At 67.1% G+C, this 24,090-nt stretch carries 24 protein-coding genes; 8 read left to right on the top strand and 16 right to left on the bottom strand.

Translation table 11 applies throughout. The features are described from left to right. Nucleotides 1-6: 6 nt before the first annotated feature. Together J7I84_RS04545 and truB are read right to left on the bottom strand one after the other, a co-directional pair. Nucleotides 7-360, bottom strand: coding sequence for a hypothetical protein (locus tag J7I84_RS04545; RefSeq protein ID WP_214941130.1), 354 nt, complete (start codon nucleotides 358-360; stop codon nucleotides 7-9). 2 nt (nucleotides 361-362) lie between these two features. Continuing rightward, on the bottom strand, nucleotides 363-1,295 hold the full coding sequence (truB, locus tag J7I84_RS04540) for a tRNA pseudouridine(55) synthase TruB (RefSeq protein WP_214941127.1): 933 nt from the start codon (nucleotides 1,293-1,295) through the stop codon (nucleotides 363-365). Between the two features lie 138 nt (nucleotides 1,296-1,433). Here truB and J7I84_RS04535 point away from each other — a divergent pair, with 138 nt between their 5' ends. Further along, nucleotides 1,434-2,591, top strand: a complete 1,158-nt coding sequence (locus J7I84_RS04535; protein ID WP_214941124.1) for a pyridoxal phosphate-dependent aminotransferase — start codon at nucleotides 1,434-1,436, stop codon at nucleotides 2,589-2,591. A gap of 28 nt (nucleotides 2,592-2,619) precedes the next feature. Here J7I84_RS04535 and trxA read toward each other — a convergent pair whose 3' ends face one another. Beyond that, nucleotides 2,620-3,057, bottom strand: a complete 438-nt coding sequence (trxA, locus tag J7I84_RS04530) for a thioredoxin (protein WP_214941119.1) — start codon at nucleotides 3,055-3,057, stop codon at nucleotides 2,620-2,622. A 2-nt stretch (nucleotides 3,058-3,059) separates the two neighbouring features. Beyond that, nucleotides 3,060-3,599, bottom strand: coding sequence for a nucleoside deaminase (locus J7I84_RS04525; RefSeq protein WP_251046030.1), 540 nt, complete (start codon nucleotides 3,597-3,599; stop codon nucleotides 3,060-3,062). A 174-nt stretch (nucleotides 3,600-3,773) separates the two neighbouring features. On the opposite strand from J7I84_RS04525, the gene J7I84_RS04520 reads away from it, so the two are divergent. Then, a complete protein-coding gene (locus tag J7I84_RS04520) occupies nucleotides 3,774-4,901 on the top strand; it encodes a ScyD/ScyE family protein (RefSeq protein ID WP_214941116.1) in 1,128 nt (375 codons plus the stop codon). A gap of 78 nt (nucleotides 4,902-4,979) precedes the next feature. Here the strand turns inward: J7I84_RS04520 and rbfA are convergent, their stop codons facing one another. From rbfA to rimP, 5 genes are all read right to left on the bottom strand, one after another. Beyond that, nucleotides 4,980-5,489, bottom strand: coding sequence for a 30S ribosome-binding factor RbfA (rbfA, locus tag J7I84_RS04515; protein WP_214941113.1), 510 nt, complete (start codon nucleotides 5,487-5,489; stop codon nucleotides 4,980-4,982). Between the two features lie 248 nt (nucleotides 5,490-5,737). Further along, entirely contained in the window at nucleotides 5,738-8,647 is a 2,910-nt protein-coding gene (gene infB, locus J7I84_RS04510) for a translation initiation factor IF-2 (protein ID WP_214941110.1), read from the bottom strand. 152 nt (nucleotides 8,648-8,799) lie between these two features. Further along, on the bottom strand, nucleotides 8,800-9,147 hold the full coding sequence (locus tag J7I84_RS04505; RefSeq protein ID WP_214941107.1) for a YlxR family protein: 348 nt from the start codon (nucleotides 9,145-9,147) through the stop codon (nucleotides 8,800-8,802). A 179-nt stretch (nucleotides 9,148-9,326) separates the two neighbouring features. Next, complete coding sequence (gene nusA / locus J7I84_RS04500) at nucleotides 9,327-10,307, bottom strand: transcription termination factor NusA (protein WP_214941104.1); 981 nt, start codon at nucleotides 10,305-10,307, stop codon at nucleotides 9,327-9,329. After that, the gene (rimP, locus tag J7I84_RS04495) at nucleotides 10,307-10,918 is read right to left on the bottom strand and encodes a ribosome maturation factor RimP (protein WP_214941101.1); all 612 of its coding nucleotides are present in this window, start codon (nucleotides 10,916-10,918) and stop codon (nucleotides 10,307-10,309) included. Before rimP ends, nusA begins: the two co-directional genes overlap by 1 nt. Before the next feature lie 107 nt (nucleotides 10,919-11,025). On the opposite strand from rimP, the gene J7I84_RS04490 reads away from it, so the two are divergent. The 3 genes from J7I84_RS04490 (at nucleotide 11,026) to J7I84_RS04480 (ending at nucleotide 14,054) form a co-directional block, all read left to right on the top strand. Continuing rightward, entirely contained in the window at nucleotides 11,026-12,150 is a 1,125-nt protein-coding gene (locus tag J7I84_RS04490) for a ferritin-like domain-containing protein (RefSeq protein ID WP_311381061.1), read from the top strand. Nucleotides 12,151-12,247: 97 nt separating this feature from the next. After that, nucleotides 12,248-13,015, top strand: coding sequence for a VIT family protein (locus tag J7I84_RS04485; protein WP_214941098.1), 768 nt, complete (start codon nucleotides 12,248-12,250; stop codon nucleotides 13,013-13,015). Between the two features lie 4 nt (nucleotides 13,016-13,019). Then, nucleotides 13,020-14,054, top strand: coding sequence for an aminoglycoside phosphotransferase family protein (locus tag J7I84_RS04480; protein WP_311381060.1), 1,035 nt, complete (start codon nucleotides 13,020-13,022; stop codon nucleotides 14,052-14,054). 43 nt (nucleotides 14,055-14,097) lie between these two features. Here J7I84_RS04480 and J7I84_RS04475 read toward each other — a convergent pair whose 3' ends face one another. From J7I84_RS04475 to J7I84_RS04465, 3 genes are read right to left on the bottom strand one after another with little or no spacing between them, the layout of a single operon-like run. Next, nucleotides 14,098-15,489, bottom strand: coding sequence for a pyridoxal-dependent decarboxylase (locus J7I84_RS04475; protein ID WP_214941095.1), 1,392 nt, complete (start codon nucleotides 15,487-15,489; stop codon nucleotides 14,098-14,100). Between the two features lie 57 nt (nucleotides 15,490-15,546). Then, nucleotides 15,547-16,341, bottom strand: a complete 795-nt coding sequence (locus tag J7I84_RS04470) for a TSUP family transporter (protein WP_214941092.1) — start codon at nucleotides 16,339-16,341, stop codon at nucleotides 15,547-15,549. After that, on the bottom strand, nucleotides 16,338-18,149 hold the full coding sequence (locus tag J7I84_RS04465) for a proline--tRNA ligase (RefSeq protein WP_214941090.1): 1,812 nt from the start codon (nucleotides 18,147-18,149) through the stop codon (nucleotides 16,338-16,340). Before J7I84_RS04465 ends, J7I84_RS04470 begins: the two co-directional genes overlap by 4 nt. Before the next feature lie 465 nt (nucleotides 18,150-18,614). On the opposite strand from J7I84_RS04465, the gene J7I84_RS04460 reads away from it, so the two are divergent. Genes J7I84_RS04460 through J7I84_RS04450 form a run of 3 tightly spaced genes read left to right on the top strand, consistent with a single transcriptional unit; the run spans nucleotide 18,615 to nucleotide 20,820 of the window. Then, nucleotides 18,615-19,427: an ABC transporter ATP-binding protein gene (locus J7I84_RS04460; RefSeq protein WP_214941086.1), complete on the top strand. Its 813-nt coding sequence runs from the start codon at nucleotides 18,615-18,617 to the stop codon at nucleotides 19,425-19,427. After that, entirely contained in the window at nucleotides 19,427-20,182 is a 756-nt protein-coding gene (locus tag J7I84_RS04455; RefSeq protein WP_396020032.1) for an ABC transporter permease, read from the top strand. Before J7I84_RS04460 ends, J7I84_RS04455 begins: the two co-directional genes overlap by 1 nt. Beyond that, nucleotides 20,179-20,820 (top strand): TetR family transcriptional regulator, encoded by a 642-nt coding sequence (locus tag J7I84_RS04450; protein ID WP_214941083.1) that lies wholly within the window; start codon nucleotides 20,179-20,181, stop codon nucleotides 20,818-20,820. Before J7I84_RS04455 ends, J7I84_RS04450 begins: the two co-directional genes overlap by 4 nt. Before the next feature lie 16 nt (nucleotides 20,821-20,836). Here the strand turns inward: J7I84_RS04450 and J7I84_RS04445 are convergent, their stop codons facing one another. The 4 genes from J7I84_RS04445 to J7I84_RS04430 all read right to left on the bottom strand — a co-directional run bounded on the left by J7I84_RS04445 (nucleotide 20,837) and on the right by J7I84_RS04430 (nucleotide 23,984). After that, a complete protein-coding gene (locus J7I84_RS04445) occupies nucleotides 20,837-21,550 on the bottom strand; it encodes a hypothetical protein (RefSeq protein ID WP_251046028.1) in 714 nt (237 codons plus the stop codon). An 87-nt stretch (nucleotides 21,551-21,637) separates the two neighbouring features. Beyond that, nucleotides 21,638-22,528: a DUF4081 domain-containing GNAT family N-acetyltransferase gene (locus J7I84_RS04440; protein ID WP_214941381.1), complete on the bottom strand. Its 891-nt coding sequence runs from the start codon at nucleotides 22,526-22,528 to the stop codon at nucleotides 21,638-21,640. Then, nucleotides 22,491-23,657, bottom strand: coding sequence for a flavodoxin-dependent (E)-4-hydroxy-3-methylbut-2-enyl-diphosphate synthase (gene ispG, locus J7I84_RS04435; RefSeq protein WP_214941078.1), 1,167 nt, complete (start codon nucleotides 23,655-23,657; stop codon nucleotides 22,491-22,493). Before ispG ends, J7I84_RS04440 begins: the two co-directional genes overlap by 38 nt. 33 nt (nucleotides 23,658-23,690) lie before the next feature. After that, complete coding sequence (locus J7I84_RS04430; protein ID WP_214941075.1) at nucleotides 23,691-23,984, bottom strand: YciI family protein; 294 nt, start codon at nucleotides 23,982-23,984, stop codon at nucleotides 23,691-23,693. Between the last annotated feature and the right edge of the window lie 106 nt (nucleotides 23,985-24,090).

The following is a 24,090-nucleotide window of genomic DNA, read 5'->3' as shown; positions in this document are numbered from 1 at the left end:
TCCACTTCAGTACCAGATCTGGTTCATTCGGGCAGCCATCACCAGCGCTGTGACGCCGACGGCGGCCAGGACAAAGTTGCTCCACCGTGTGCGCTCCAGGATGGACCAGTAGATGGCTGCGGGTGGCAGGAGCATTGCGGTGGCCATGTAGCCCCAGAACTCCCAGGCTTCCCCCGCGATCGGTTCGCCGGCGATCACGCGGACGATCGACCCCACCAGGTACACCACCAACGCCACTTCAACGGCCACGACGGACAGGATGGTGACGTCGTTCGGCGCCTTCTTCAGGATTCCGGCGCCCAGGCAAACCAGGGTGGATACCAGGCCGACGACGAGGATGATCCAAAAGTATGCGTCCATGCCTACGGCTCCGCGGGGGCGGTTGCGGCAGCACCGTTGCCGGGGGCGAAGACGAGGACCGGCTTGGCATAACTGCCCGCGTCGGCGAGAAGGGCCACCAGGCTGCCGTCGGGGGCGAAGGCCGCCGCAGGGTGCTCCGCCGTGGCGGCGCCGGGAGTGCCGGGCGCCGCGCCGGCCGCGATCCGCCGGCCGAAGGAGACCTCCGCAGCTTCCTCGGCGGTGAGCTCGCGATTGGGCATCAGTACCCTGGCAGCGAGGGACATGTCCAGTACATTGAGGTCTTCGGCGAGCTGTTCGAGGGTGCGTGCCTGGTCAAGGGCGTACGGGCCCACCTTGGTCCGGCGCAGCGCCGTGAGGTGGCCACCCACCCCCAGGGTGTTGCCGAGGTCCCGGGCCAGGGCGCGGATGTACGTGCCGGAAGAGCATTCCACCGTCACGTCCAGGTCCACAACCTCCGCCGTGTCCCTGCGGACAGCATGGACCTCGAACCGATGGATGGTCACGGGGCGCGCGGCGAGCTTGACGTCCTCGCCGGACCGCACGCGTGCGTAGGCGCGTTCGCCATTGACCTTGATCGCGCTGACGCTGCTGGGCACCTGCTGGATGTCACCCGTAAGCGCCGCGACGCCGTCGTCAATGTCCTCATCGGTGATCCCGGCGGCGCTGGTGGTGGCAGTGACCTCGCCCTCCGCGTCATCCGTTACCGTGGACTGGCCCAGCCGGATGGTGGCGGTGTAGGTCTTCGAGGTGCCGACGATGTAGGTCAGCAGCCGGGTGGCTTTGTTGATGCCGAGCACCAGCACGCCGGTGGCCATGGGATCGAGGGTTCCTGCGTGCCCCACTTTCCGGGTCCCTGCGAGGCGCCGCATCCGGCCAACCACATCATGGCTGGTCCATCCCTGCGGCTTGTCCACTATCACCAGTCCAGAAAGCACGCCTCCCAGTATATGGGCGCAGGTTGGGGCACCTGTGCAGGCAGGCAGCGGGACGCGGACGACGGCGGTGGCCCACCCCGGCAGGGCCCGTCGCCGGGCCCGGCCGAGGGCGGGTCGGGGGCGGCTAGGATGGCAGACATGCCTGAGCTTGCCGCCCATGTCCGCGACGTGCCCGTCAACCAGATCCGCGAGATCACCGAGGCCGCCTGGCGTACGCCGGGCGCCGTGGTGCTCAGCATCGGGGAGCCAGGCTTTCCCCTCCCCCGCCACGTCCTGGACGCCGGCATCGCCTGCCTGGACCGCGATGAAACCAACTACACGCCCAACGCCGGGATCCCCGCCCTCCGTGAGGCGTTCGCTGCCAGGTTCCGGGACGAGCAGGGCGTGGACGTCGGCGCGGAGCGGGTGTATGTGGTGTCCGGCGCCCAGCAGGGCCTGCACTTCGCCATGAGCCTGCTGCTCTCCCCCGGCGATGAGATCCTGATCCCCAACCCGGGCTACCCCACCTTTGCCATGACCAGCCGGCTGCTCAACGCTGTTCCCGTGGGTTATCCCCTGCACCCGGACCACGGCTTCCAGCCACGGGTTGCCGACGTGGAAGCCCTCATCACCAGCCGCACCCGGGTGTTGGTGCTCAATTCCCCCTCGAACCCGCTCGGCGCCGTGCTCAGTGCGGACCTGGTGCGGGAGCTGGTGGACCTGGCCCGCCGGCACGACATCTGGGTGATCTCGGACGAGTGCTACGAGGCGTTCACATACGATGTGCCCCACGTCAGCCCGGCGAGGTTCGACGGCGGCACAGCGTCAGATGCCCGCGTGTTCACGTCGCTGACACTGTCCAAGACGTACGGCCTGACGGGGCTGCGGATCGGAGCGCTCATCTGCCCGCCGGGGCTTGAGAAGAAGATGGACAACGTCATGGAATCGATCGTCTCCTGCGTGGCGTCGGCCCCGCAGTACGCGGCGCTCGCCGCCCTCACCGGCCCGCAGGACTACGTCCGGCACGCGCACCAGCACTACCGCGAGAACCGGGACGCCGCCTCCGCGGTCCTGGCTGCAAAGGGGATCCACTTCCTGCCGGCGCAGGGAGCGTTCTACCTGTGGGCGGATATGTCGCATGTGACCGGCGGCGACGTGCGGGCCTGGGTCCGGCGCTTCCTTGCGGACTCCGGTGTTGCGCTGGCCCCGGGGACCGCCTTCGGGTCCATCGGCGAGGGGTGGGTCCGGATCGCATTGTGCGGCCGGAAGCAGGACCTGTTGGAAGGGCTGTCCCGGCTTCCTGCCGCCCGGCTGTAGACCCAGCTCCGGGCGGCCGCCGGCAGTGTCAGCTGTGTTTTCCGGCGAGGGCCCCGTCCAGCCAGGAACGGAGGACCTGAGCCGGTGCCGCGCCGGCCTGGCGGGCCGCGACCTTGCCGTCAACGATAACCATCAGCGTGGGGATGGCCTGCACGTCGAAGCGCCGCGACAGGCCGGGCGACTTGTCCACGTCCACCTTGACCAGCTTGATCTTCCCTGGCCGTTCCCGGGCCAGCTTGTCCAGGACGGGGCTCACCATCCGGCAGGGTCCGCACCAGGCCGCCCAAAAATCAACCAGCACCGGAACGGACGATTGCTCCGCCACGGCAGCGAAGTCGCTGTCCCCTGCGGACACGATCCACGGCAGGTCTGCCTTGCAGTTGCCGCAGCGTGGATGGCCCGCAGCCTGTGCCGGCACCCGGTTGGTCTTCCCGCAGGCGGGACAGCTGGTAAGCGTGGATTCCATGGCTAGTATTCCTTCCTGCTGTCAAAAGCGCGCCACGTCTGGAAGGGCACGTCCGACGTCGGGATGACACCCCGGGTGACCGGCATCAGCTGCGGCGCAGCGCCGCTGAAGTAGTCGTAGAAGAGTGCGTCATCAAAGCCTGCCGCCGCGGCGCCGTGGCGGTCCGCGGCGTAGTAGACGTGGCCTATCCTGGCCCACAGGGCAGAGGCAAGGCACATGGGGCACGGTTCGCAGCTTGCGTAGAGGACGGAGCCGGTGAGGTCGAAATCAGCCGTTGCCGCCGCCGCGGCCCGGATGGCCACCACCTCCGCGTGGGCGGTGGGGTCATTGTCCCGGGTCACCCTGTTGACGCCCGCGTGGACGCGCCTGTCGGGTGTCACCACCACGGCGCCGAAGGGGCCGCCGCCCTCGCCGACGTTCTGTGTGGCCAGGTCTACGGCCTGTTCAAGGTACTGGACCTGCAGCACCTGCTGGGCTTGTTGAAGCTGCTGGGACTCTTCAGGGTGGCTGGACGGGCTTTCGACGGGGTCCGGGGTGCTCATAGCACGATCCTAGCCACGGCGGACCCATCGGGGGTTTGGAAAGGGGGGCCAAAAGGGGGATTCCCGCCACCACTACCAACCGGTAGGAGCCTACGCTTGCGCCCGGGGGATCCTTTTTGCCTCTGCCGAGGCTTCACATCCCGCCCGCAAGGGCCCCGCACCCCGGAGCACCCAATGAAAAAAAGACTCGCACTCTTTGCCTGTATGGCGGCCTCGGCCGCTGCCATAGCGTCCGCAGGCCCCGCCTCAGCTTCCACCAAGGCACCGGACTACGACGTGCTGGCAGGCGGCCTCGTCTCGCCGCTGCATGTCACCGCCGGACCCGGAAAATCGGTCCTGGTGTCCCAGGATTTCGCCGGGAAGCTCACCCGCATCGACCGCGGCGGACCCACCGAAGACCTTTCCACCGACACTTCCCAGGGCTGGGAAGTGGCCGGGGCCGACACCCGCGGCAACACAACGTACTTCCTTGAAAGCGTGGGCGCCGGCCAAGGCGACCCCGCCGGACTGCACGGCTACCTGAAGTCCATCGACTCCAGGGGCGACGTGGACACCATCGCCAATTTTGCCGATTACGAGCGGAGCCACAACCCCGACGGCGACCAGCACTACGGCTTCGGCGACGACGTCAGCGCCCAGTGCCTCGCCAATTGGCCAAACTTCCCGCCCGCCACCTACAAGGGCATGGTGGATTCCCACCCGTACGCCTTGGCGGTCCGCGACAACACTGCCTATGTTGCGGATGCAGGCATGAACGCCGTCCTCAAGGTGAACCTGAAGAACGGCGACATTGACACCGTGGCCGTCCTGCCTCCACGGCCGGCAGTAATCCCGGCGGGGCTGCGGATTCCCACTGACATGATGGGGAACACTGTGGAGGTGCCCGCCTGCGTGGTGGGGCATGAGTATGCCTTTGAACCGGTTCCCACGGATGTCGGGATCGGACCTGACGGGATGCTGTACGTAACGTCGCTGCCCGGCGGCCCGGAAGGACCTGAACTGGGTGCCCGCGGCGCGATCTTCAAGATCAACCCGTGGAATGGCGACACCGACCTCTGGGCAGAGGATATCCTCAGCCCCACGGGCCTGGCAGTGGCAGCCAACGGTGACGTCTATGTTGCTTCGCTGTTTGGCGGCGAGATCCTCAAGTTCACCTGTGACGGCAGCCGTTCCCAGTTCCTGGCGGTGAACATGCCGGCAGACGTGGACATCAGCGGCCATGCCCTCTACGCCACCATTGACGCCCTGGGTGATCCGTCCCAGCCGCCCGCGGGCAAGGTGGTCAAGGCCGATCTCAGGTAGCGGCAGGTTGCCCACACCGTGAGGGATGGGTTAAAAAGCACAGGGCCCGGGATACCCTCCCGGGCCCTGGTCTGCTTCTTACTTGTTGCCGTCCTCGTCAAGGTCCTCATCGTCGGTGAGGTCCAGGTCCTCTTCGTCGAAATCGTCCTCGTCGATGTCCACGTCGGCGGACGCGTCGGACTTGTAGGGGTCGGCGTCGCCCGCGTGCCGGGCGTTGGCCGCAAGGGCAGCAACCTCGGCGTCACGCTTCTTGGCCTCCCGCAGCAGTTCCTCGAGGTTGGAGGCAACCACGGGAATCTGGTCGGCCACGAATTCGAGGGTGGGTGTGAGGCGTACGCTAATGTTCCGGCCAACCTCCTGCCGAAGCACGCCCTTGGCCTTCTCAAGCCCCTTGGCAGCATCGGCCTGGACAGCCTGGTCGCCGAGAACAGTGTAGTAAACAGTGGCATGCTGCAGATCATTGGTCACACGGGCATCGGTAACAGTAATGCCCTCCAGCCGGGGATCCTTAACCTTCCGGCCCAGAGCCTCAGCAACAACAACCTTAATCCGCTGCGCCAACTTGGCAGCACGTGCCGGATCAGCCATGAACAAACTCCTATAAGAAGAAAAATGGGGGTACGACGGCGGCGCAGAGGCTGCCAACGCACGTTTAGTTGTCAGCCACGCACTTAAACGCGGGCCAACGACGATGCCGGAGAGTTTTGGGGGCGCCCGGGAGTGGCATCGGGCCTACCGGAGCTGGGCGGCAAAGGATCGCAAGATCCTTTGCCGCCCAGCGTAGGGGCGGGGCGCCCCCAAAACTCGGAGGCTCCCCGCCACTGGTTCGGGACAGACTAGACGCGCGGCTTCTCGCGCATCTCGAAGGTCTCGATGATGTCACCTTCGGTGATGTCGTTGTACGACCCAAGACCGATACCACATTCGAAGTCCGTGCGGACCTCGGTGGCGTCGTCCTTGAAGCGCTTGAGCGTCTCAACGGTGAGGTTGTCACCGATGATCTTGCCGTCGCGGCTGATGCGCGCCTTGGCGTTGCGGCGGATGATGCCCGAGCGGACGATCGAGCCGGCGATGTTTCCGAACTTGGAGGAGCGGAAGACTTCGCGAACCTCGGCGGTACCGAGCTGGACTTCTTCGTATTCCGGCTTGAGCATGCCCTTGAGTGCCATCTCGATGTCATCAATTGCCGCGTAGATGACGGAGTAGAAGCGCATGTCCACGCCTTCGCGGTCTGCCAGTTCGGCAACCCGCTCGGCGGGCTTGACGTTGAAGCCAATGATGACGGCGGAGTCCACCGTTGCCAGGTTGACGTCGTTCTGCGTGATGGCACCGACACCGCGGTGGATGACGCGCAGCTGCACGCCTTCGCCGACGTCGATCTTGAGCAGCGCGTCTTCGAGGGCTTCCACGGCACCGGACACGTCACCCTTAAGGATGAGGTTGAGGGTGTCGATCTTGCCTTCGGCGACGGCCTGGTCGAAGTCTTCCAGGCTGATGCGCTTGCGGCGCTTGGCCAGGGCGGCGTTACGGTCGGCTGCTTCACGCTTCTCGGCGATCTGGCGGGCGGTGCGCTCGTCAGCGGTCACGAAGAAGGTGTCGCCGGCGCGCGGCACGTTGGACAGACCCAGCACCTGGACGGGGCGGGACGGGCCGGCCTCGGTCAGGGCGCTGCCGTCGTCGTCGAACATCGCACGGACGCGGCCATGGGCCGTGCCTGCCACGATGGTGTCGCCGACGCGCAGGGTACCGGACTGCACCAGAACGGTGGCAACGGCACCGCGGCCCTTGTCCAGGTTGGCTTCGATCGCGATGCCGCGGGCGTCCTTGTTCGGGTTGGCGCGCATGTCCAGGGCAGCGTCCGCGGTGAGCAGGACGGCCTCGAGCAGCTCGTCGATGTTGAGGTTCTGGCGTGCAGAGACCTCCACGAACATGGTGTCGCCACCGTATTCCTCGGGAACCAGGCCGTACTCGGTCAGCTGGCCGCGGACCTTGTCCGGGTTGGCGCCTTCCTTGTCGATCTTGTTCACGGCCACGACGATCGGCACGTTGGCCGCCTGGGCGTGGTTGAGGGCCTCAACGGTCTGCGGCATGACGCCGTCGTCCGCTGCGACCACCAGGATGGCGATGTCGGTGACCTTGGCACCACGGGCACGCATGGCGGTGAACGCCTCGTGGCCCGGGGTATCGATGAAGGTGATCTTGCGGTCATTGCCATCATGGTTGTGCGTGACCTGGTAGGCACCGATGTGCTGGGTGATGCCACCGTGTTCGCCGGCCATGACGTCGGACTTGCGGATTGCATCGAGCAGGCGGGTTTTACCGTGGTCAACGTGGCCCATGACGGTGACTACCGGAGGACGTGCCTCGAGGTCTTCGTCGCCTTCGGCTTCCAGCTCGGCTTCGAAGTCGATGTCGAAGCCGGAGAGCAGCTCGCGCTCCTCATCCTCCGGCGAGACGACCTGGAGCTTGTAGCCCAGCTCTTCACCCAGCAGGGCGAAGGTTTCTTCGTCCAGCGACTGGGTTGCCGTGGCCATTTCACCAAGGTGGAACAGCACGGTCACCAGTGCGGCGGGGTTTGCCTCGATCTTGTCGGCGAAGTCCGTGATGGACGAGCCACGGCGAAGCCGGATGACGGTGTTGCCGTCGCCGCGGGGTACGCTCACGCCACCCAGCGACGGAGCACTCATCTGCTCAAGTTCCTGGCGCTTTGCGCGCTTGGACTTGCGCTGCTTGCCACGGCCTGCGCCGCCCTTGCCGAAAGCACCCTGGGTGCCGCCGCGGCCGCGGCCGCCCTTGCCGAAGCCACCGCCGGCGGGAGCACCACCGCCGGCACCGGGACCGCCGGTGCCGGGAGCGCCACCGGGGCGTCCGGGACCGCGGCCGCCGCCGCCGGGACGGCCTGCACCTGCGGGGGCGGGACGTTCAGTGCGGTTGGGCATCATGCCGGGAGTGGGACGGGGACCGCCGGGACGCGGTGCACCCGGACGGGGTCCGCCTGCGCCTGCTGCGGGGCGGGGGCCACCGGCACCGGCTGCGGGACGCGGCCCACCGGGACGCGGTCCGCCTGCACCCGCTGCGGGGCGCGGGCCACCGGGACGGTCGCCGTCAGTGCGGCTGCCGCCGGGACGGGGCATGCCCTGCGAGGTGGCGAACGGGTTGTTGCCCGGACGGGGGGCGCGCTCACCGTCTCCGCCGCGGCCCCGGGGCATGCCCTGGGAGGTGGCGAAGGGGTTGTTGCCCGGACGGGGGCCGCCGGGACGGGCACCTGACGTGCCCTGTCCGGATCCACCGGGACGGGCGGAGGGAGCCGGTGCCTCGGCCTTGGGGGCCGGACGTGCACCGGGCTTGGCACCCGTGGACGGCGTACCCGAAGACGGAGCCGCGGGGGCGGCAGGCGCGGCGGGAGCCGGAGCTGCCTTGGCGGCCGGCTCGGCGGGAGCAGCCGGAGCCGGCGTTTCGGCCTTGGGGGCCGGAGCCTTGGGTGCAGCCGGGCCGGGCGAGGGGGCTGAAGGACGGCTACCTGCTGCGGGAGCCGTTGCCTTGGGGGCAGCGGCGGGCGCTGCGGCCGGGGCCGCCGACTTGGCGGCGGCGTCGGGGAAAGCGTTGCGCAGTTTCCGCACAACGGGGGCCTCGATTGTTGACGAGGCGGAGCGAACGAATTCGCCCAGTTCCTGCAGTTTTGTCACTGCATCTTTGGAAGTTATACCGAGCTCTTTGGCGAGCTCATGTACGCGGACCTTGGCCACATTTCTCCTGTCTCGGTCCGCACCGAGCCAGGCACGAACCGTCTACTTCTTACTGCGGACCCCAGCCGCTGTTGATGCGAAGGGGCCCATTGCAGAGCGCAACAAAGTTGTCATCGTTACGCACTCATCGCTGGGAACTCATCGGGTTTCCATCAGATTTCTGACCCGCTTTCAGGTTGGACGGTTGGTGTTGCAGCCACCGGAGCGGCGTCAACGTTCGGGCCTGGCGTGATCCAGTGTTCGACGGCGGCGGTCCCGGTTGCGCCCTGAAGGGCACGTCCGAATGCTCGCCGCTTGATCGCCAGAGCCAGGCACGATGCGCTGGGGTGCAGCCATGCACCCCGGCCAGCCATCCGGCGTCGTTCATCCACCAGGACAGCGGTTGACCCGCTGCCTTCGGCGACGAGCCGGAGCAGCTGCGACCGCGGGCCTTTCTTCCGGCATCCGATGCAGGTACGTTGGGGCTGATTCCCGGTGGAAAGCACTTCTGCCACGGTCATCGTCCTGACGTTCTTTCTGCTGGCCGCAGGTTTTACCGCCTCCGCAGTCACGGATACGGGCACTCCCAAGGCACACGGCTACCGGCCGTTAGGCGCGGTCTTATCTATTCTAGCCCCTCCGGGCCGTTCTGCCCGAAACCGGGTGGCTGCCGCGGGGCAACAGCCACCCGGTGGGGACGTTACTTGTCGCGGTTGCCCGCGGCGTCGGAGACGATATCGATGCGCCACCCCGTCAGCTTGGCCGCGAGGCGGGCGTTCTGGCCCTCCTTGCCGATGGCCAGGGACAGCTGGTAGTCGGGGACCACAACCCGGGCGGAGCGCGTGGCTTCGTCCGTGATGGTGACTGAATTCACGCGCGACGGCGAGAGGGCGCTGGCAATGAAGGTCGCCGGGTTCTCGCTGAAGTCGACGATATCGATCTTTTCGTCGTTCAACTCGGTCATGACGGCACGGACGCGGGAACCCATTTCACCGATGCAGGCGCCCTTGGCGTTGATTCCGGGGGTGTTCGCCTTCACTGCGATCTTGGTGCGGTGCCCGGCCTCGCGGGCCAACGCCACGATTTCCACGGAGTGATCGGCGATTTCGGGTACTTCGAGTTCGAAGAGCTTCCGGACCAGGCCCGGGTGCGACCGGGACAGCGTGACGGACGGACCCTTAGTGCCGCGGTGCACATCGATGACCAGGGCACGCAAGCGGTTGCCGTGGATGTACTTCTCACCGGGGACCTGCTCGGGCGGCGGCAGGAGGGCCTCGAGCGAGCCGAGGTTGACCTGGATCATGTGGGGGTTGTTGCCCTGCTGGATGGTTCCGGATACCAGTTCGCCTTCACGGCCCTTGAATTCGCCCAGAACGTTGTCGTCCTCGACATCGCGGAGCCGCTGCAGGATGATCTGCCGCGCCGTGCTGGCGGCGATGCGGCCGAACCCCTCGGGGGTGTCCTCGAATTCACCGATGGGAGCGCCGTCGTCGTCAATTTCTACAGCCCAGATGGTGACGTGCCCGCTCTTGCGGTCCAGCTCGGCGCGCGCCTTTTCGAAGGCGCCGGGAGACTTGTGGTAGGCCACCAGGAGCGCCTGCTCGATGGTGGGGATCAGGAGGTCCAGCGGGATTTCACGCTCACGCTCCAAAAGTCTCAGTGCGCTCATGTCAATATCCATCAGGCCTCCTCGGAAGGTCCATTGTGTTCAGGTTCCAGACCGTCCTCCGGGAGGTGGCTGAATTCGATCTCGACTTTTCCGTTGCGGATCCTGTCGAAAGGAAGCTTTATGGGTTCACCCTGCCGGGGCTTCATGCCCTTCTTGACCGGCACTTCGGGGACAAGAGTGACTCCCGCGCCGTCCACGGCCTGGATCCGGCCGGTGACGTTTTCGCCCTGGATGACATTGACCTTGGCCATCCGGCCACGGGCGCGGTGCCAGTGCCGGGGTTCCGTCAGGGGACGCCCGACGCCGGGCGAGGACACTTCGAGGTCGTAAGGACGTCCGTCGTCATTGGGGTCGTTGTCCAGTACGTCGGAGAGCACCCTGGAGATGTCCGCGATGACATCCAGGCTGACCCCGCCGGTTTCCTCCTCCGGCAGGTCCACCACTACGTGGACCACGCGGTGGGACCCGGGAATGATGGCCACATCCTCGAGGTACAGGCGGTTGGCCTGGACTGCCGGTTCCAGGAGGGCGCGGAGCCGGGCAGCTTCGGGGTTGTGGGCCGGTGCGGATCCGCTTCCCGTACCGGTGTGGTCTGGTGAAGCCGTGGCTTCTGCATTGCTCACGATGCCGGCCGCCCTCCCTATAGATGATGTGGTGTTTACTAGCGTAGCTATTTTACCGGCCCAGTGGTGCACCGGGGTGCCCCCTCAGCGTGACACCATAGTCTGTTGTGAAAGACCCCCGCCAGGACACCAACCCCCGCATGCGCCTGCTCCGATTTTGCGTCTTTGCCCTTGCTGCCCTGGTGGTCCTGAGCCTCGGTTTCGCCCTGATTCCCGCGGAAAAACCTGCCCCGGCCGAGCCTCCGTTCTCCGAGCAGGCCCGGGCAGCAGCGCTCAGCGCGGCCCTGGATCTGCGGGCCGCCGGATTACAGCTCGCCTCCACCGGCGCCGCGGATTCCGCCGCCTTGGACCCCGTTGTGACCTTGCTGACCATCCAGGCCAGGGCGTTGATCTCCCCCCCGGCCGGGCCCACTCAGAACCCGCCGGCTGGGTCGCCGCAGGCAACTGCGTCCCCGGCTTCCAGCGCCAGTCCCGGAAGCGCGCCAGAGTTCGTCCAGGCCCTGGCCAACAGCGGGACAGCCCGCCTCAAGGATGCCGAAACGGCTGACGGCGGCATGGCGCGGCTTCTCGCAGGCACCGGCACGGCACAGCTCCTCGCGGCCGGGCGCCTTGCTGCTGCCGCCGGGGTGCCCGCGCCGCCGGGAACGGCAGCACCGGACGCGGAGGGACCGGGCACCGCAGCAGCCTCTTCTCCATGCCCGCCCATTTCGCCCACACCCGCCCCGGAAGGCACACTCCCCGGCACTCCCCCAGACACGCGCCAGGCGCTGGCCGCCGCGGTATCCGCGGAACAGCAGGCCGTCTACGGCTACCAGGCAGCGCTCCCCCGCCTCGCTCCCGCTGAAGCCGGCCCGGCGTCGGAATTCCTGCGCCTGCACAAAGAACTCGCTGCCGCCGCGGAGGAACGCCTCCGGCTGGACTGCGGTGCGTCCGTGCCACAACAGCCGGGGTACGTCCTCGACCCGGGCTTCCTGGCTTCCCCGGCGGCGGCGTTGGGCAAGCTTGAGGCCGCGACGCTGGTGTCCTACGGGGATGTGGTGGCGGTCTCGCAGGGCCAGGACCGGAAATGGGCCCTGGCGGCCCTTCAGTCCGCGGCAGGCCGCGCCCTGCGGTGGGGCGCAGACCCCGGGCCTGTTCCGGGCCTCACCCTGGACGCCGGCCAATTGCCTGCCCTTCCCGCTGGAGCCCTTCCCACGGGTGCCGGCCCGGCGCCGTCGCCCGCTGCACCCTGACCCGGCCGTGGTCCGCGGGTCTCCCCCGCCTTGAACGTCCCGGAAGGAAGGCCCCTGGAGGGTGGCATTGGGCGGGCGGGGGTGGTTTGCTGAAGGGATGAACGCCGACGAACCGGCTGACGCCCTGGGAGCCAGTGCAGCCAGCCCGGGCCTGGACCGCCACCTTGAAACGGAACCGCATGGCGACGACACTGCCCACCGGCTGAACTGGCTTCGCGCCGGCGTCCTGGGCGCCAACGACGGCATCGTCTCGGTTGCCGCGATCGTGGTGGGCGTGGCCGGGGCCACCGCCGAGCTGGGCCCCATCATCACAGCAGGCGTAGCCGGGGTGGTGGGCGGTGCCGTGTCCATGGCGTTGGGCGAATATGTTTCGGTCAGCAGCCAAAGCGACAGCCAGCGGGCGCTGATCGAGAAGGAACGCCGCGAGCTGGCCGAAGATCCGGAAGCGGAACTGGCCGAGCTGACCGCCATCTACCAGGCCAAGGGCCTCACCCCCGAAACGGCGGTCAAGGTTGCCAAGGAGCTTACGGCCCACGATGTCCTGGCAGCACACCTGTCGGCTGAGCTCAACATCGACGAGGCGGACATCGTCATGCCCTGGCATGCCGCATTCGCCTCGGCAATAGCCTTCACCATCGGGGCCATCCTGCCCATGCTGGCCATCCTGCTTCCGCCACCCGGGATCCGGGTCCCGCTGACCTTCATTTCAGTCCTGGTGGCTTTGGCCTTGACGGGTGCCCTGGGCGCCTGGATTGGCGGCGGCTCGAAAACCCGGGCAGCCGTCCGCGTGGTGGTGGGCGGGGCCCTGGCACTCGCGGCCACGTTCGTGATCGGCAACCTGCTCGGCGCCTCCGGTGTTGTCTGACTCCGTGCTGCCTGATTCCGTGCTGCCCGACGTTCCCATCCCCCCGGACCTCTCTGCCCGGTACACACGCAGCAGTGCGGGCCGCGCCTGGCTGGGCAGCCTCCCGGCACTGCTGGCGTCCCGCCTGGAGCAGTGGCACTTGGAGGTTGACCTGGCTCCGGGCAGCTTCCCCTGGAGCGGCCACGGCGGCCTCGTCATTCCTGTGCGGCAGGAAGATGGCCTGCCCGCAGCCCTCAAAATCGCCTTTCCCCATGATGAGGCCAAGGTGGAGCGGCATGCGCTGGTGCTCTGGGGTGGCCGCGGCGCTGTTGTGCTGCTGGCCTCGGATACCGGATCGTGCGCCATGCTCCTGGAGCGCCTCGACGCCGAGCGGTCGCTGGCGGACCTGCCGCTGGACCATGCAGCGCAGGTGTGGGGCGGCTTGATGCGGCAGCTGCTGCTCGCCCCGGACCACCGCCCGGAGTGGCAGGAATTCACCCACATCGCTGCCCGGGCCGAACAATGGAGCGACGACCTGCCCGCAGACTGGGAACAGCTGGGCCGGCCGCTTCCCCGATGGCTGTTGGAAGCGGCCCTTGAAGTGTGCCAGACGCGCGGCGCGGTGGGACGCAGGTCCGCCCGTGATTTCCTGGTCCACACGGACCTGCATTTCCTGAACATCCTGGCCCGGCCGGGAACGTCGGGGGCACTGCCGTTCCCGGCTGGCTATGCGGCGATCGACCCGCAGCCAATGATCGGCGAGCCCGAGTTCGCGGTGGCGCCTCTGCTGTGGAACCGCCTTGCCGACCTGCCTGCCGACCGGCCCGGTCCTGCGCTCCTCAGGCGCTGTCATGACTTCAGCACGGCCGCCGGCCTGGATCCGGACGTGGCGCGGGAGTGGGCCATCGCCAGGGAGGTCGAAAATGCGCTGGGGTACGCCGGGCAGGGCCACCGGGCCGATCTGGCCCGGTCACTCTGGGTGGCCAGCACCCTCGCCGGGAACACCTTGGACGGCCTGCCGCATCCCCATTCGCTGCCGGAACCTGGACAGGGCGGATAGGCTCCGCGGCAGCCACCGGAGGGGGTCCCCCACCGCGGAACGGTCAGGAGTCCTTCACTGCCGCCAGGGCTGACCGGACAGCGTCCACCGCCGTGGCCACATCCTCCCCCGCGGTATGCCAGTTGCTCACCGAAACCCGCAGGATGTCGCGGTCCCGCCAGTGCGAACCTGACATCCACACCTTTCCCTCTTCGATGATGCGGGCGGTGACGGCGCGGGTGGTGTCGTCGTCCCTGAACGCCAGGCACACCTGGGTGTAGCCGACGTCGTTGAGTACTTCCACGCCGTCCAGGGCTGCCAACCCCTCCGCGATGGCCGTTGCTGCAGCGGCCAGGCCGCCCACCTGGGCAGCCACTCCTTCGCGGCCCAGGCTTTTAAGGGCTGCCCATACCGGCACGCCCCGTGCCCTTCGGGACAGCTCCGGGACCTTTTCGAAAGGGTCGCCCGGGCCTTCGGCATCGTGCACCAGGTAACTGGCGTGCAGGCCCATCGCGGCCCGCAGCGCCACCGCGTCCCTGACGATCGCTATGCCGCAGTCGTAGGGCACGTTCAGGGTCTTGTGGGCGTCCGTGCCCCACGAGTCGGCTTCTTCAAAACCCTGGGTGAGGTGCCGCAATTCGGGGGCCGCGGCGGCCCACAGCCCGAAGGCACCATCGATGTGCACCCACGCGCCATGCTTGCGTGCGACGGCGATGGCCTCGGGAAAGGGGTCGAAGGCGCCGGAGTGCAGGTTGCCCGCCTGGAGGCACACCAGCGCGGGCCCGGTGCCTTCGGCAAGGGCCACGTCCAGGGCTGCCGGGACCACGCGGCCCTGGCTGTCGGCGTCGACCAGCGTTGGCTTGCCAAGGCCCAGGTAGCGCAGGCCAAGGTCCACGGTGTCGTGCCGTTCCCGTCCCACGAAGCAGCGGATCCGGGGTGCGCCGGAGAGGCTGTCCCGGTCCAGGTCCCAGCCGGCGTCGGCAAGCAACCGCCAGCGGGCGGCGGCCATCCCCGTGAAATTTGCCATGGTGGCGCCGGTGACGAATCCGACGTCGGCCGCGGACGGCAGCCCCAGCAGCTCCAGCACCCACTGTCCGGCGGCTTCCTCGATGGCAGCGGTGGCAGGGGTGGCGTAGCGGAGCCCGGCGTTCTGGTCCCAGGCGCTGACCAACCAGTCCGAGGCCAGGGCAGCGGGCAGGGTCCCGCCAATGACCCAGCCGAAGAAACGGCCGGAGGGCATTGCCATCAGCCCGGGCTCGGCTTGCTTGGCCAGGAAATCGATCACATCCGCGGCCGGCATGCCTGCTTCCGGCAGCGGCCCGCCAAACACTTCCGCGAGTTCGGAGGCATGCAGGCGGGGCCCTACGGGGCGCTCCGGGAGGCTCGCCAGCCAGGCCTGCGAATGCCTGGCTGCAGCCGCCAGTGCCGCGGCATACTCGTCCTCGCCGGGTGCCATACCCTGCATGCTACGCCGGGCGGGCCGCCGTCACGAGGACCAATGTCCGGGGCTGGATCAGGCGAAGTTTTCCTGCCAGACGTCGTAGCCGAGTTTGATGATCAGGGCCCCGACAACCATCAGGAAGACCACCCGGACAAATTTGCTGCCCTGCTGCACTGCAGTCCGGGCGCCAAGGTAGCCACCGGCCATATTCGCTGCCCCGAGCACCAGTCCGATACCCCACAGGATGGACCCGTGCGGGAGGAAGAACAGCAGGGCCCCCGCGTTGGTGGCCATGTTCACGATCTTGGCTTTGGCGCTCGCTTCCAGGAAGGCATACCCCATGGCGGACACCAGGGCGATGACCAGGAACGAGCCTGTCCCGGGACCGATGAGCCCGTCATAGAAGCCGATCACCGCACCGATGAGGCAGGCGACAACATAGTGCCTGTGGCCATCGTGCCGCAGCGCCGTCAACTCACCGACGCTGGGCCTGAGGGCGGTGAAAAGCGCGACGGCGACCAGCGCCACCACGATAATGGGCTTGAAGACCCCGGCCGGCAGGGTGGCCGCCAGGCTAGCCCCGCCGAAACTGCCCGCAAGGGCTATGACGGCCATGGGCACCGCAGTCCGGAGGTCCGGCCCCACCCTCCGGTAGTAGGTGGCGGCGCTGGTGGCGGTCCCGAAGATGGAGCCCATCTTGTTGGTGGCCAGCGCCTGGACGGGTGCGATGCCTGGAACCAGCAGCAGCGCGGGCAGCTGGATGAGGCCACCGCCGCCCACCACCGCGTCAACCCAGCCGGCTGCGAATCCAGCCACCACGATCAGGATGATGGTGGTGAGCTGGATCGACTCGAAGCCGGAGATCACTGGTTGCGGACGGCGTTGACCACGTAGTCGACGGCCTTGTCCACCTCGATGTTCTCGGCTTCTCCGCTGCGGCGGTCCTTGATCTCCACCACGCCGTCCACCAGGCCGCGTCCCACTGCCAGGATGGTGGGGACACCCAGCAGTTCGGCGTCGCCGAACTTCACACCGGGCGAGACCTTGGGGCGGTCGTCGTAGATGACCGAGAGGCCTGCCGCCTCGAGATCTGCTGCGAGTTTCTCCGCTGCCTGGAAGATCTCCTCGCCGCGGCCCACCGCCACCACGTGCACATCGGCGGGAGCCACCGTGCGGGGCCAGACCAGGCCGCGGTCATCGTGGTTGGCTTCGGCCAGCGCCGCCACGGCCCGGGTTACTCCGACTCCATAGGAGCCCATGGTGACAACTACCTGCTTGCCGTACTGGTCCAGCACCTTCAGGTCAAGGGCTTCGGCGTATTTACGGCCCAGCTGGAAGATGTGGCCCATCTCGATGCCGCGGGCGGTCTCAAGGGGACCGGAGCCGTCCGGGGAGGGGTCACCGGCGCGGACTTCGGTGCATTCGATGGCGCCGTCCCAGCTGAAGTCGCGGCCGGCAACCAGGCCGAAGACGTGCTTGCCGGCCTGGTTGGCCCCGGTGATCCATGCGGTTCCGCTGACCACCCGCGGGTCCACGAGGTACAGCAGCTTGGTGGTGCTTTCGGCCCCGAGGAGCGCCTGGTCCAGGGAAAGCCCCGGGCCCAGGTAGCCCTTCACGATCAGCGGCTGCTTCTTGAGGTCTTCCTCGCCGGCCTGCTCAAGTCCGATCTCACCCGCGATGGGCAGGAAAGCGCCGATGTTCGCTTCGACGCGCTTGAGGTCCACTGCCCGGTCACCGGGAACCCCGATGACCACCAACTGCCGCTCACCCGTGGGCAGTGTGACGGCGAGGACCACGTTCTTAAGCGTGTCAGCGGCAGTCCAAGGGCCGCCGTCGGCCTCTGCCCTGGGGGCAATCACGTTCGCCGCGGCGACGAGGGTCTCGATGGTGGGAGTGTCCGGGGTGTCCAGGACTTCTGCGGCCGGGGCATTGGAGAAGTCGATTTCGTCAGGGACCACCGTGGTGACGGCCTCGACGTTGGCCGCATAGCCGCCTGCGGAGCGGACAAAGGTGTCCTCGCCGATCTCAGTGGGGAACAGGAACTCCTCGCTCTTGGACCCACCCATCGCTCCCGCGGTGGCTGCCACCGGCACAACTTCCAGTCCCAGGCGTTCGAAGATCTTCAGGTAGGCGGCACGGTGGGCTGAGTAGCTGGCGTCCAGGCCTGCATCGTCGACGTCGAAGGAGTAGGAATCCTTCATGATGAATTCGCGGCCGCGGAGGAGCCCTGCCCGGGGGCGCGCTTCGTCGCGGTACTTGTTCTGGATCTGGTAAAGGCTCAGCGGCAAGTCCTTGTAGGACGAGTACAGGTCCTTGACCAGGAGCGTGAACATCTCCTCGTGCGTGGGAGCCAGGAGGTAATCAGCGCCCTTGCGGTCCTGGAGCCGGAACAAACCTTCGCCGTATTCGGTCCAGCGGTTGGTCGCTTCGTACGGCTCCCGGGGAAGGAGTGCCGGGAAGTGGACTTCCTGGGCGCCGATGGCAGTCATTTCCTGACGGATGATGTCCTCGACTTTGCGCAGGACGCTCAGCCCCAGCGGCAGCCAAGTGTAGATGCCGGGGGCTGCGCGCCGGATGTAGCCGGCGCGGACCAGGAGTTTGTGGCTGGCGACCTCGGCATCGACGGGGTCTTCGCGCAGCGTGCGCAGGAAAAGCTGGGACAGTCGTAGGACCACGGGTGGTATCCGTTTCTGGGGAGGTGCTGGGTCAGCAGGGCCGGACAATTTCGTCTGGGTACTAATCTACCGGCACACAACCTGCGGCACGGACTGGCCGTGGCGGAGAGCCGCCGGAGAGCGCCCCGGGACACCGTCAGCGGAAACAGTAGAGCCACGCCCGGGAATACAAAGCCCCTGGCCCCCCAATAGGGCTGGTCATCGCATCCGGGCGTGGCTCAACGCCGTTATCGCTGAGTACTGATGAGGACTGGTGAGACCGCCCACCCCACTTCCAGCGCAGCTAGGTCGAACTTATGTGATCGCGCACACGTTTGACAAGTGTTTTTATTTTCGGAATCTGTTGACCCGCGGCGGCGTCCGTCCTATCTTCTAATTCATCAGGTGATGAATTAGCTGGACATCCTGCCCGGCCGCACACCTGGTGCAGCGCCGGAGGCAGCCGTGTCGCATTCTGTATTACCCATGACCGTGAACCGGGGCGGCGACGTCGCCGTTGCTGCGGCCGCCCTCACCGTCAGGCTGGGCCGGCAACCCGTACTCCACGCGCTCGACTTCGCCCTCCCAGCTGGCCAAATCACGGGTTTGCTGGGGCCTTCCGGAAGCGGCAAAACCACCCTGATGCGGACCATCGTGGGTGCGCAGCGCATCTCCGCCGGAACCCTCACTGTCCTGGGACGTCCCGCCGGGACCCCCTCGTTGCGACGGGAGGTGGGTTACGTCACCCAGTCCCCCAGCGTCTATCCGGACCTCACGGTGGAAGCGAACGTGCGCTACTTCGGGGCGATGCACCAGAAAGGCAAGGCCGACGTGGCGGAGGCCATAGCCGCCGTCGGACTTGGACCGGTCGGCCGCCGTAAGGCCGCCGATCTGTCCGGCGGTCAGCTTAACCGGGTGTCCCTGGCCTGCGCCCTGGTGGCCCACCCCCGGCTGCTGGTGCTCGACGAGCCCACCGTAGGCCTCGATCCTGTCCTGCGCGCCGACCTCTGGGACCGGTTCCGGGCCATGGCAAAGGCAGGAACAACACTCCTGGTGTCCAGCCACGTCATGGAGGAAGCCAGCCGCTGCGACACGCTGCTGCTGCTGCGGGAAGGCCGGCTCCTGGCCCAGCTCACCCCCGCCGAACTCAGCGAGTGCGGGCACAGCAGCAACCTGGAGCAGGCCTTCCTGTCCATCATCAGGGAGCAGGAAGCCTCCGACGGCGGGAGCCCGCCGAAGGAGGCCGTCACCGGGAGCGGGGACAGTGGCGTGACGGGACAGCACAGGAGCGTGCGGTGATGGATGTCCGGATGATGCTCGCCACGGCACGACGGGTGCTCAGCCAGCTGCGCCACGATCGACGCAGCATCGCCTTGATCCTGGTGGTTCCTGCTCTGCTGCTCACGGCCGTGTACTTCCTCTACGAAAACGAGACCCTGCCGCCCGGCATGCCGCGGACGTTCGACCGGGTGGGCTTAATGATGCTCGCCATCTTTCCCTTCGTGGTGATGTTCCTGGTCACCTCGATCACCATGCTGAGGGAGCGGACGTCCGGAACGCTGGAGCGGCTGCTCACCACGCCCGTGCACAAGGCAGACCTGCTGTTCGGGTATGGGGTGGCCTTTTCCCTGATGGCTGCCCTGCAGTCGATGGTGGCTACGGCGGTGGCTTACTGGGTCTTCGGCCTGGACATTGCGGGAGCACCGGGTTACGTGGTGCTGATTGCTGTCATCAACGCCATCCTGGGCGTCGCGCTGGGCCTGTTCTGTTCGGCCTTTGCCAGGACAGAGTTCCAGGCCGTGCAGTTCATGCCGGTAGTGGTTGTTCCGCAGATCCTCCTGTGTGGCCTCTTCGTTGCGCGCGACCGGATGAACGGCTTCCTGGAAGCAATCTCCAACGTTCTGCCCCTGACTTTTTCCGTCGATGCCCTTCAGGAGATCGCTGCCCACGCAGAGGCCACCGCCCGGCTTTGGCAGGACGCGGGCGTCATGGCAGCCATCTCGCTGGGCGTCTTGGTCCTGGCCGCACTCACCCTGCGGCGGCGGACCGCGTGAGGCCGCCCGATCCCCCCGGGGGTTCGCCGCGGCCAGACGACACGGCCACGGCCCGCAGGGGACGCCGAAGCGGCACACCAGGGTCCCGTGAGGATATCCTCGACGCCGCCAGAATGCTCTTTGCAGAGCACGGCTTTGAGGGCACCAGCATGCGCCAAGTGGCACGGGCAGCAGGAGTGGATCCCGGGATGATTCACCATTTCTTCACCGGCAAGGACGAACTCTTTGCCCTCAGCGTGGAACTGCCGGCAGACCCGGAGCAGGTGCTGGCCGGCGTCGCGGAGGCGGACCCCGCCACGCGGGCGGAACTGATTGTGCGCACGGTGCTCCGGTTGTGGGAAAGCCCCGCCCAGGCGGGCCTGCTGGCCTTCCTGCGCGGCACGATCGGGTCCAAAGCCAAAACCGCACTCCTGCGGGAGATGGTGGCACGGAGGGTGATCAGCAGGATCATGGCGTCCGTTCCCGGGAACCCTGACGAGGTGGCGTTGCGCGGAAGCCTGGTGGCAACCCAGGTGGTGGGCCTGATGATGGTCCGTTACGTAGTCCGGCTTGAGCCGCTCGCGTCCGCCGAGCCGGAGGACGTGGTGCGGCTCGTGGCCCCGAGCGTCCAGCGATACCTTACCGGCCCCCTCGCCTGATCGCCCCGCCTGGCTTCTATTTTATGGAGGCAGCAGCGGAGTCCAGGAGCGCCCCTGCCCGGTGCACGGCATCGGCCTCGCTTTCGCCGCCGGACGCAACCGAGGTGAGCACCACACCCTGCTGGACCACCTGGGCCGTGACCGTGGACTGGGTACGGCCGTCGGGCAATGCACTGTCCGTGCGGTAGGCAACGGCGCCGGGCAGCCCGCTCACCCCTTCCACGGGTTTGATGGTTACCGCGACCTCCACGCCGGAGGCGGTCATGGTCATGGAGGCGCACTTCGCCAACTGATCCGGCTGGTCCTTGACCTTGGCCAGGAAGTTTTGATCCAGGCCGGCCACCAGGGACAGGGCCGTAACGGCGCCGGTACCGGTGTCCGTACTCACGCCCATCGCCAGCGCAGCACCATCCACTGATGGCACCGTGCCCGCGGCGGCGAGTTCCTTGCACTCTGCCGGCTTCACGTCGATGGAGGCGATCATGGCCTTGGTCTGCTCCAGCGTGGTGGTGATATCTCCGCTGGGCAGGACGGACAGCCTTCGGTCGGCCGAGTCCCGCACCTGGCTCACGATGGCAGCCAGCTGTTCGGCGGTATACGCCTTGGTTGTCGGCGAGGGGGTTGGCGTCGGGGTGGGGGCTTCCGCTGTGGTTTGGGACGCTCCCGCTGTCGGAGTCGTGGAGTCTGCGGCCTGCGGCGAGCCCGGACCCCCACAGGCAGAAACTGTCATCGCCAGTAAAGCCGAAGCCCCGAAAGTTCCCAGCACAAACGTCTTCACTTGTCCCCCAATATTCTGCTTGCTGCCGGCAAGAGCCGGCTAGAAGAGAACTGTAGCGAAGGTGCCCACCTGGCGGAAGCCTACCCGTTCATAGGTGGACCTGGCCCTGGTGTTGAATCCGTTGACGTACAGGCTGGTTACCGGCGCGATCTGCTGGGCCTTTTCCACCACCGCCGCCATATAACCCGCGCTGAGCCCCTGGCCCCGGAAGGCTGGGTTCATCCAGACTCCCTGGATCTGGGTAACGTCGTCCGTGACCGTGCCAAGCTCGGCTTTGAACACCACCTCCCCCGCGTCGTCGAGATGGACCATGGAATGTCCCTGCCTGATGAGGCCCTCGACGCGGCGGCTGTAGAACTCCCTGCCGCCAAGGTAGGGCGAATACCCTACTTCTTCCTCGAACATAGCGGCGCAGGCGGGCAGGATGCGGTCGAAGTCGGCGAGATTGCCCAGGGCCAGTCCGGGGTTGGGTTGCTCCAGGGGCGGTCCGTCGATGACCATCAGTGGCTGGTCTGCCCGGACTTCGTGGGCCCGGTGGCCCAGCTCCGCGAGCTGGGCATGGAGCGCCAGTACTGCGTCTGCCGGACCGAAAGCGGACGCGTAGCGGCGCCCCGAGCTGTTTGCGGCCTCCGCCACCATGGGGGCCAGGGCGGGGTCGAGCTGGACCGGAACCAGGTTTGCCCCGGCCCAGCATGCACCCGCAAGGATGCCGTCGTGGAAAACCCCGATGACGCCGGCGCCACCACTGGTGGGCGCCGCCGTCCCCGTGGCGCGAAGGTGTGCCAGGATGAACACGTTGGTGACCGGATCCTGCCGGGCCAGCGTTTTCAGCGCGGGAGTGTCCTGGCCTTCGAGGGTCCGGACAGAAAGCCCCGCGGGGTCCGGCGCGTCCCTACGAGACGCTAACCACGGGGCTACCCTTGACAGCATCTTCGCCATCGGCCTCCCCCATCTCTTCCGCGATACGCATAGCTTCTTCGATCAGTGTCTCAACAATTGCGCTCTCGGGAACAGTCTTGATGACCTCGCCCCTTACAAAGATCTGGCCCTTGCCATTGCCGGAGGCAACACCAAGGTCAGCTTCACGGGCCTCGCCCGGGCCGTTAACAACGCAGCCCATAACCGCCACACGCAACGGGATCTCCATCCCTTCCAGTCCGGCGGTGACCTGTTCCGCCAGGGTGTACACGTCCACCTGGGCACGGCCGCAGGAAGGGCAGGACACGATTTCCAGTTTGCGGGGCCGCAGGTTCAGCGACTGGAGGATCTGGTTGCCCACCTTGATCTCCTCCACCGGCGGTGCGGAGAGGGACACCCGGATCGTGTCGCCGATACCCCTCGAGAGGAGCGCCCCGAAGGCCGTCGCGGACTTGATGGTGCCCTGGAAGGCCGGCCCAGCCTCGGTGACGCCCAGGTGAAGGGGCCAGTCGCCCTTCTCTGCGAGCATTTCGTAGGCGGCCACCATGACAACGGGGTCGTTGTGCTTTACGGAGATCTTGAAGTCGTGGAAGCCGTGTTCCTCGAAAAGGGACGCTTCCCAGACTGCTGATTCGACCAGCGCTTCGGGGGTGGCTTTGCCGTACTTCTTGAGGATGCCTGGTTCCAGGGAACCGGCATTGACCCCGATGCGGATGGAGGTGCCGTGGTCCTTGGCGGCCGCGGCGATCTCCTTGACCTGGTCATCGAACTTGCGGATGTTTCCGGGGTTCACACGCACTGCCGCGCAGCCGGCCTCAATGGCCGCGAAGACGTATTTTGGCTGGAAGTGGATGTCCGCGATGACCGGGATCTGGGATTTCCGGGCGATGATGGGCAGCGCCTCGGCGTCATCGGCAGACGGACAAGCCACCCGGACTATGTCGCAGCCGGACGCCGTGAGCTCGGCGATCTGCTGCAGGGTGGCGTTGATGTCCGTGGTGGGCGTGGTGGTCATGGACTGCACGCTGATGGGGAAATCAGACCCTACGCCTACCGAGCCGACTTTGATCTGGCGCGTCTTGCGGCGGGGGGCAAGGACGGGCGGTGGTGCTGACGGCATTCCCAGGCTGACCGAGGTCACGTGGACTCCTTGAGTTGAAAGGGTAAAAAGTGGCTACGCGGCAATCCCGGCCAGCATGCCGGTGACCGGAGACCATTCAGTGATGCGGGTCCCGGCGATCACGCCGGCTTCGGCAAAAGGGTCCTGCTTGAGGATCGAGTTGAGGGCGGCCTCGTCTGCCGCCTTGAAGATCAGCAGGGCACCCGCGCCGTCGCCGTAGGGCCCGCTGGCCACGATGACGCTGTCCTGGGCCAGGCCGCCCGTCCATTCCCGGTGCGCGGGCCGGACCTGATTGCGGGTTTCGGTGGAGTTGGCGGCATAAACGTACTCAACGGCAAAAACTGTCATACCGCTACCCTATCGCCATGGCCGGGTTGGTACCGTCTCCATCCACAATGCCGGGAGAGGATCCGGGCGCGAAGAGGACCTTGCGAGGGGGCAGGGCTTCCGGGGC

Origin of the sequence: Arthrobacter sp. ISL-85 (genome assembly GCF_018613675.1) — a bacterium.
Classification (GTDB): Bacteria; Actinomycetota; Actinomycetes; order Actinomycetales; family Micrococcaceae; genus Arthrobacter.
This window is presented reverse-complemented; position numbering and strand designations above follow the sequence as displayed.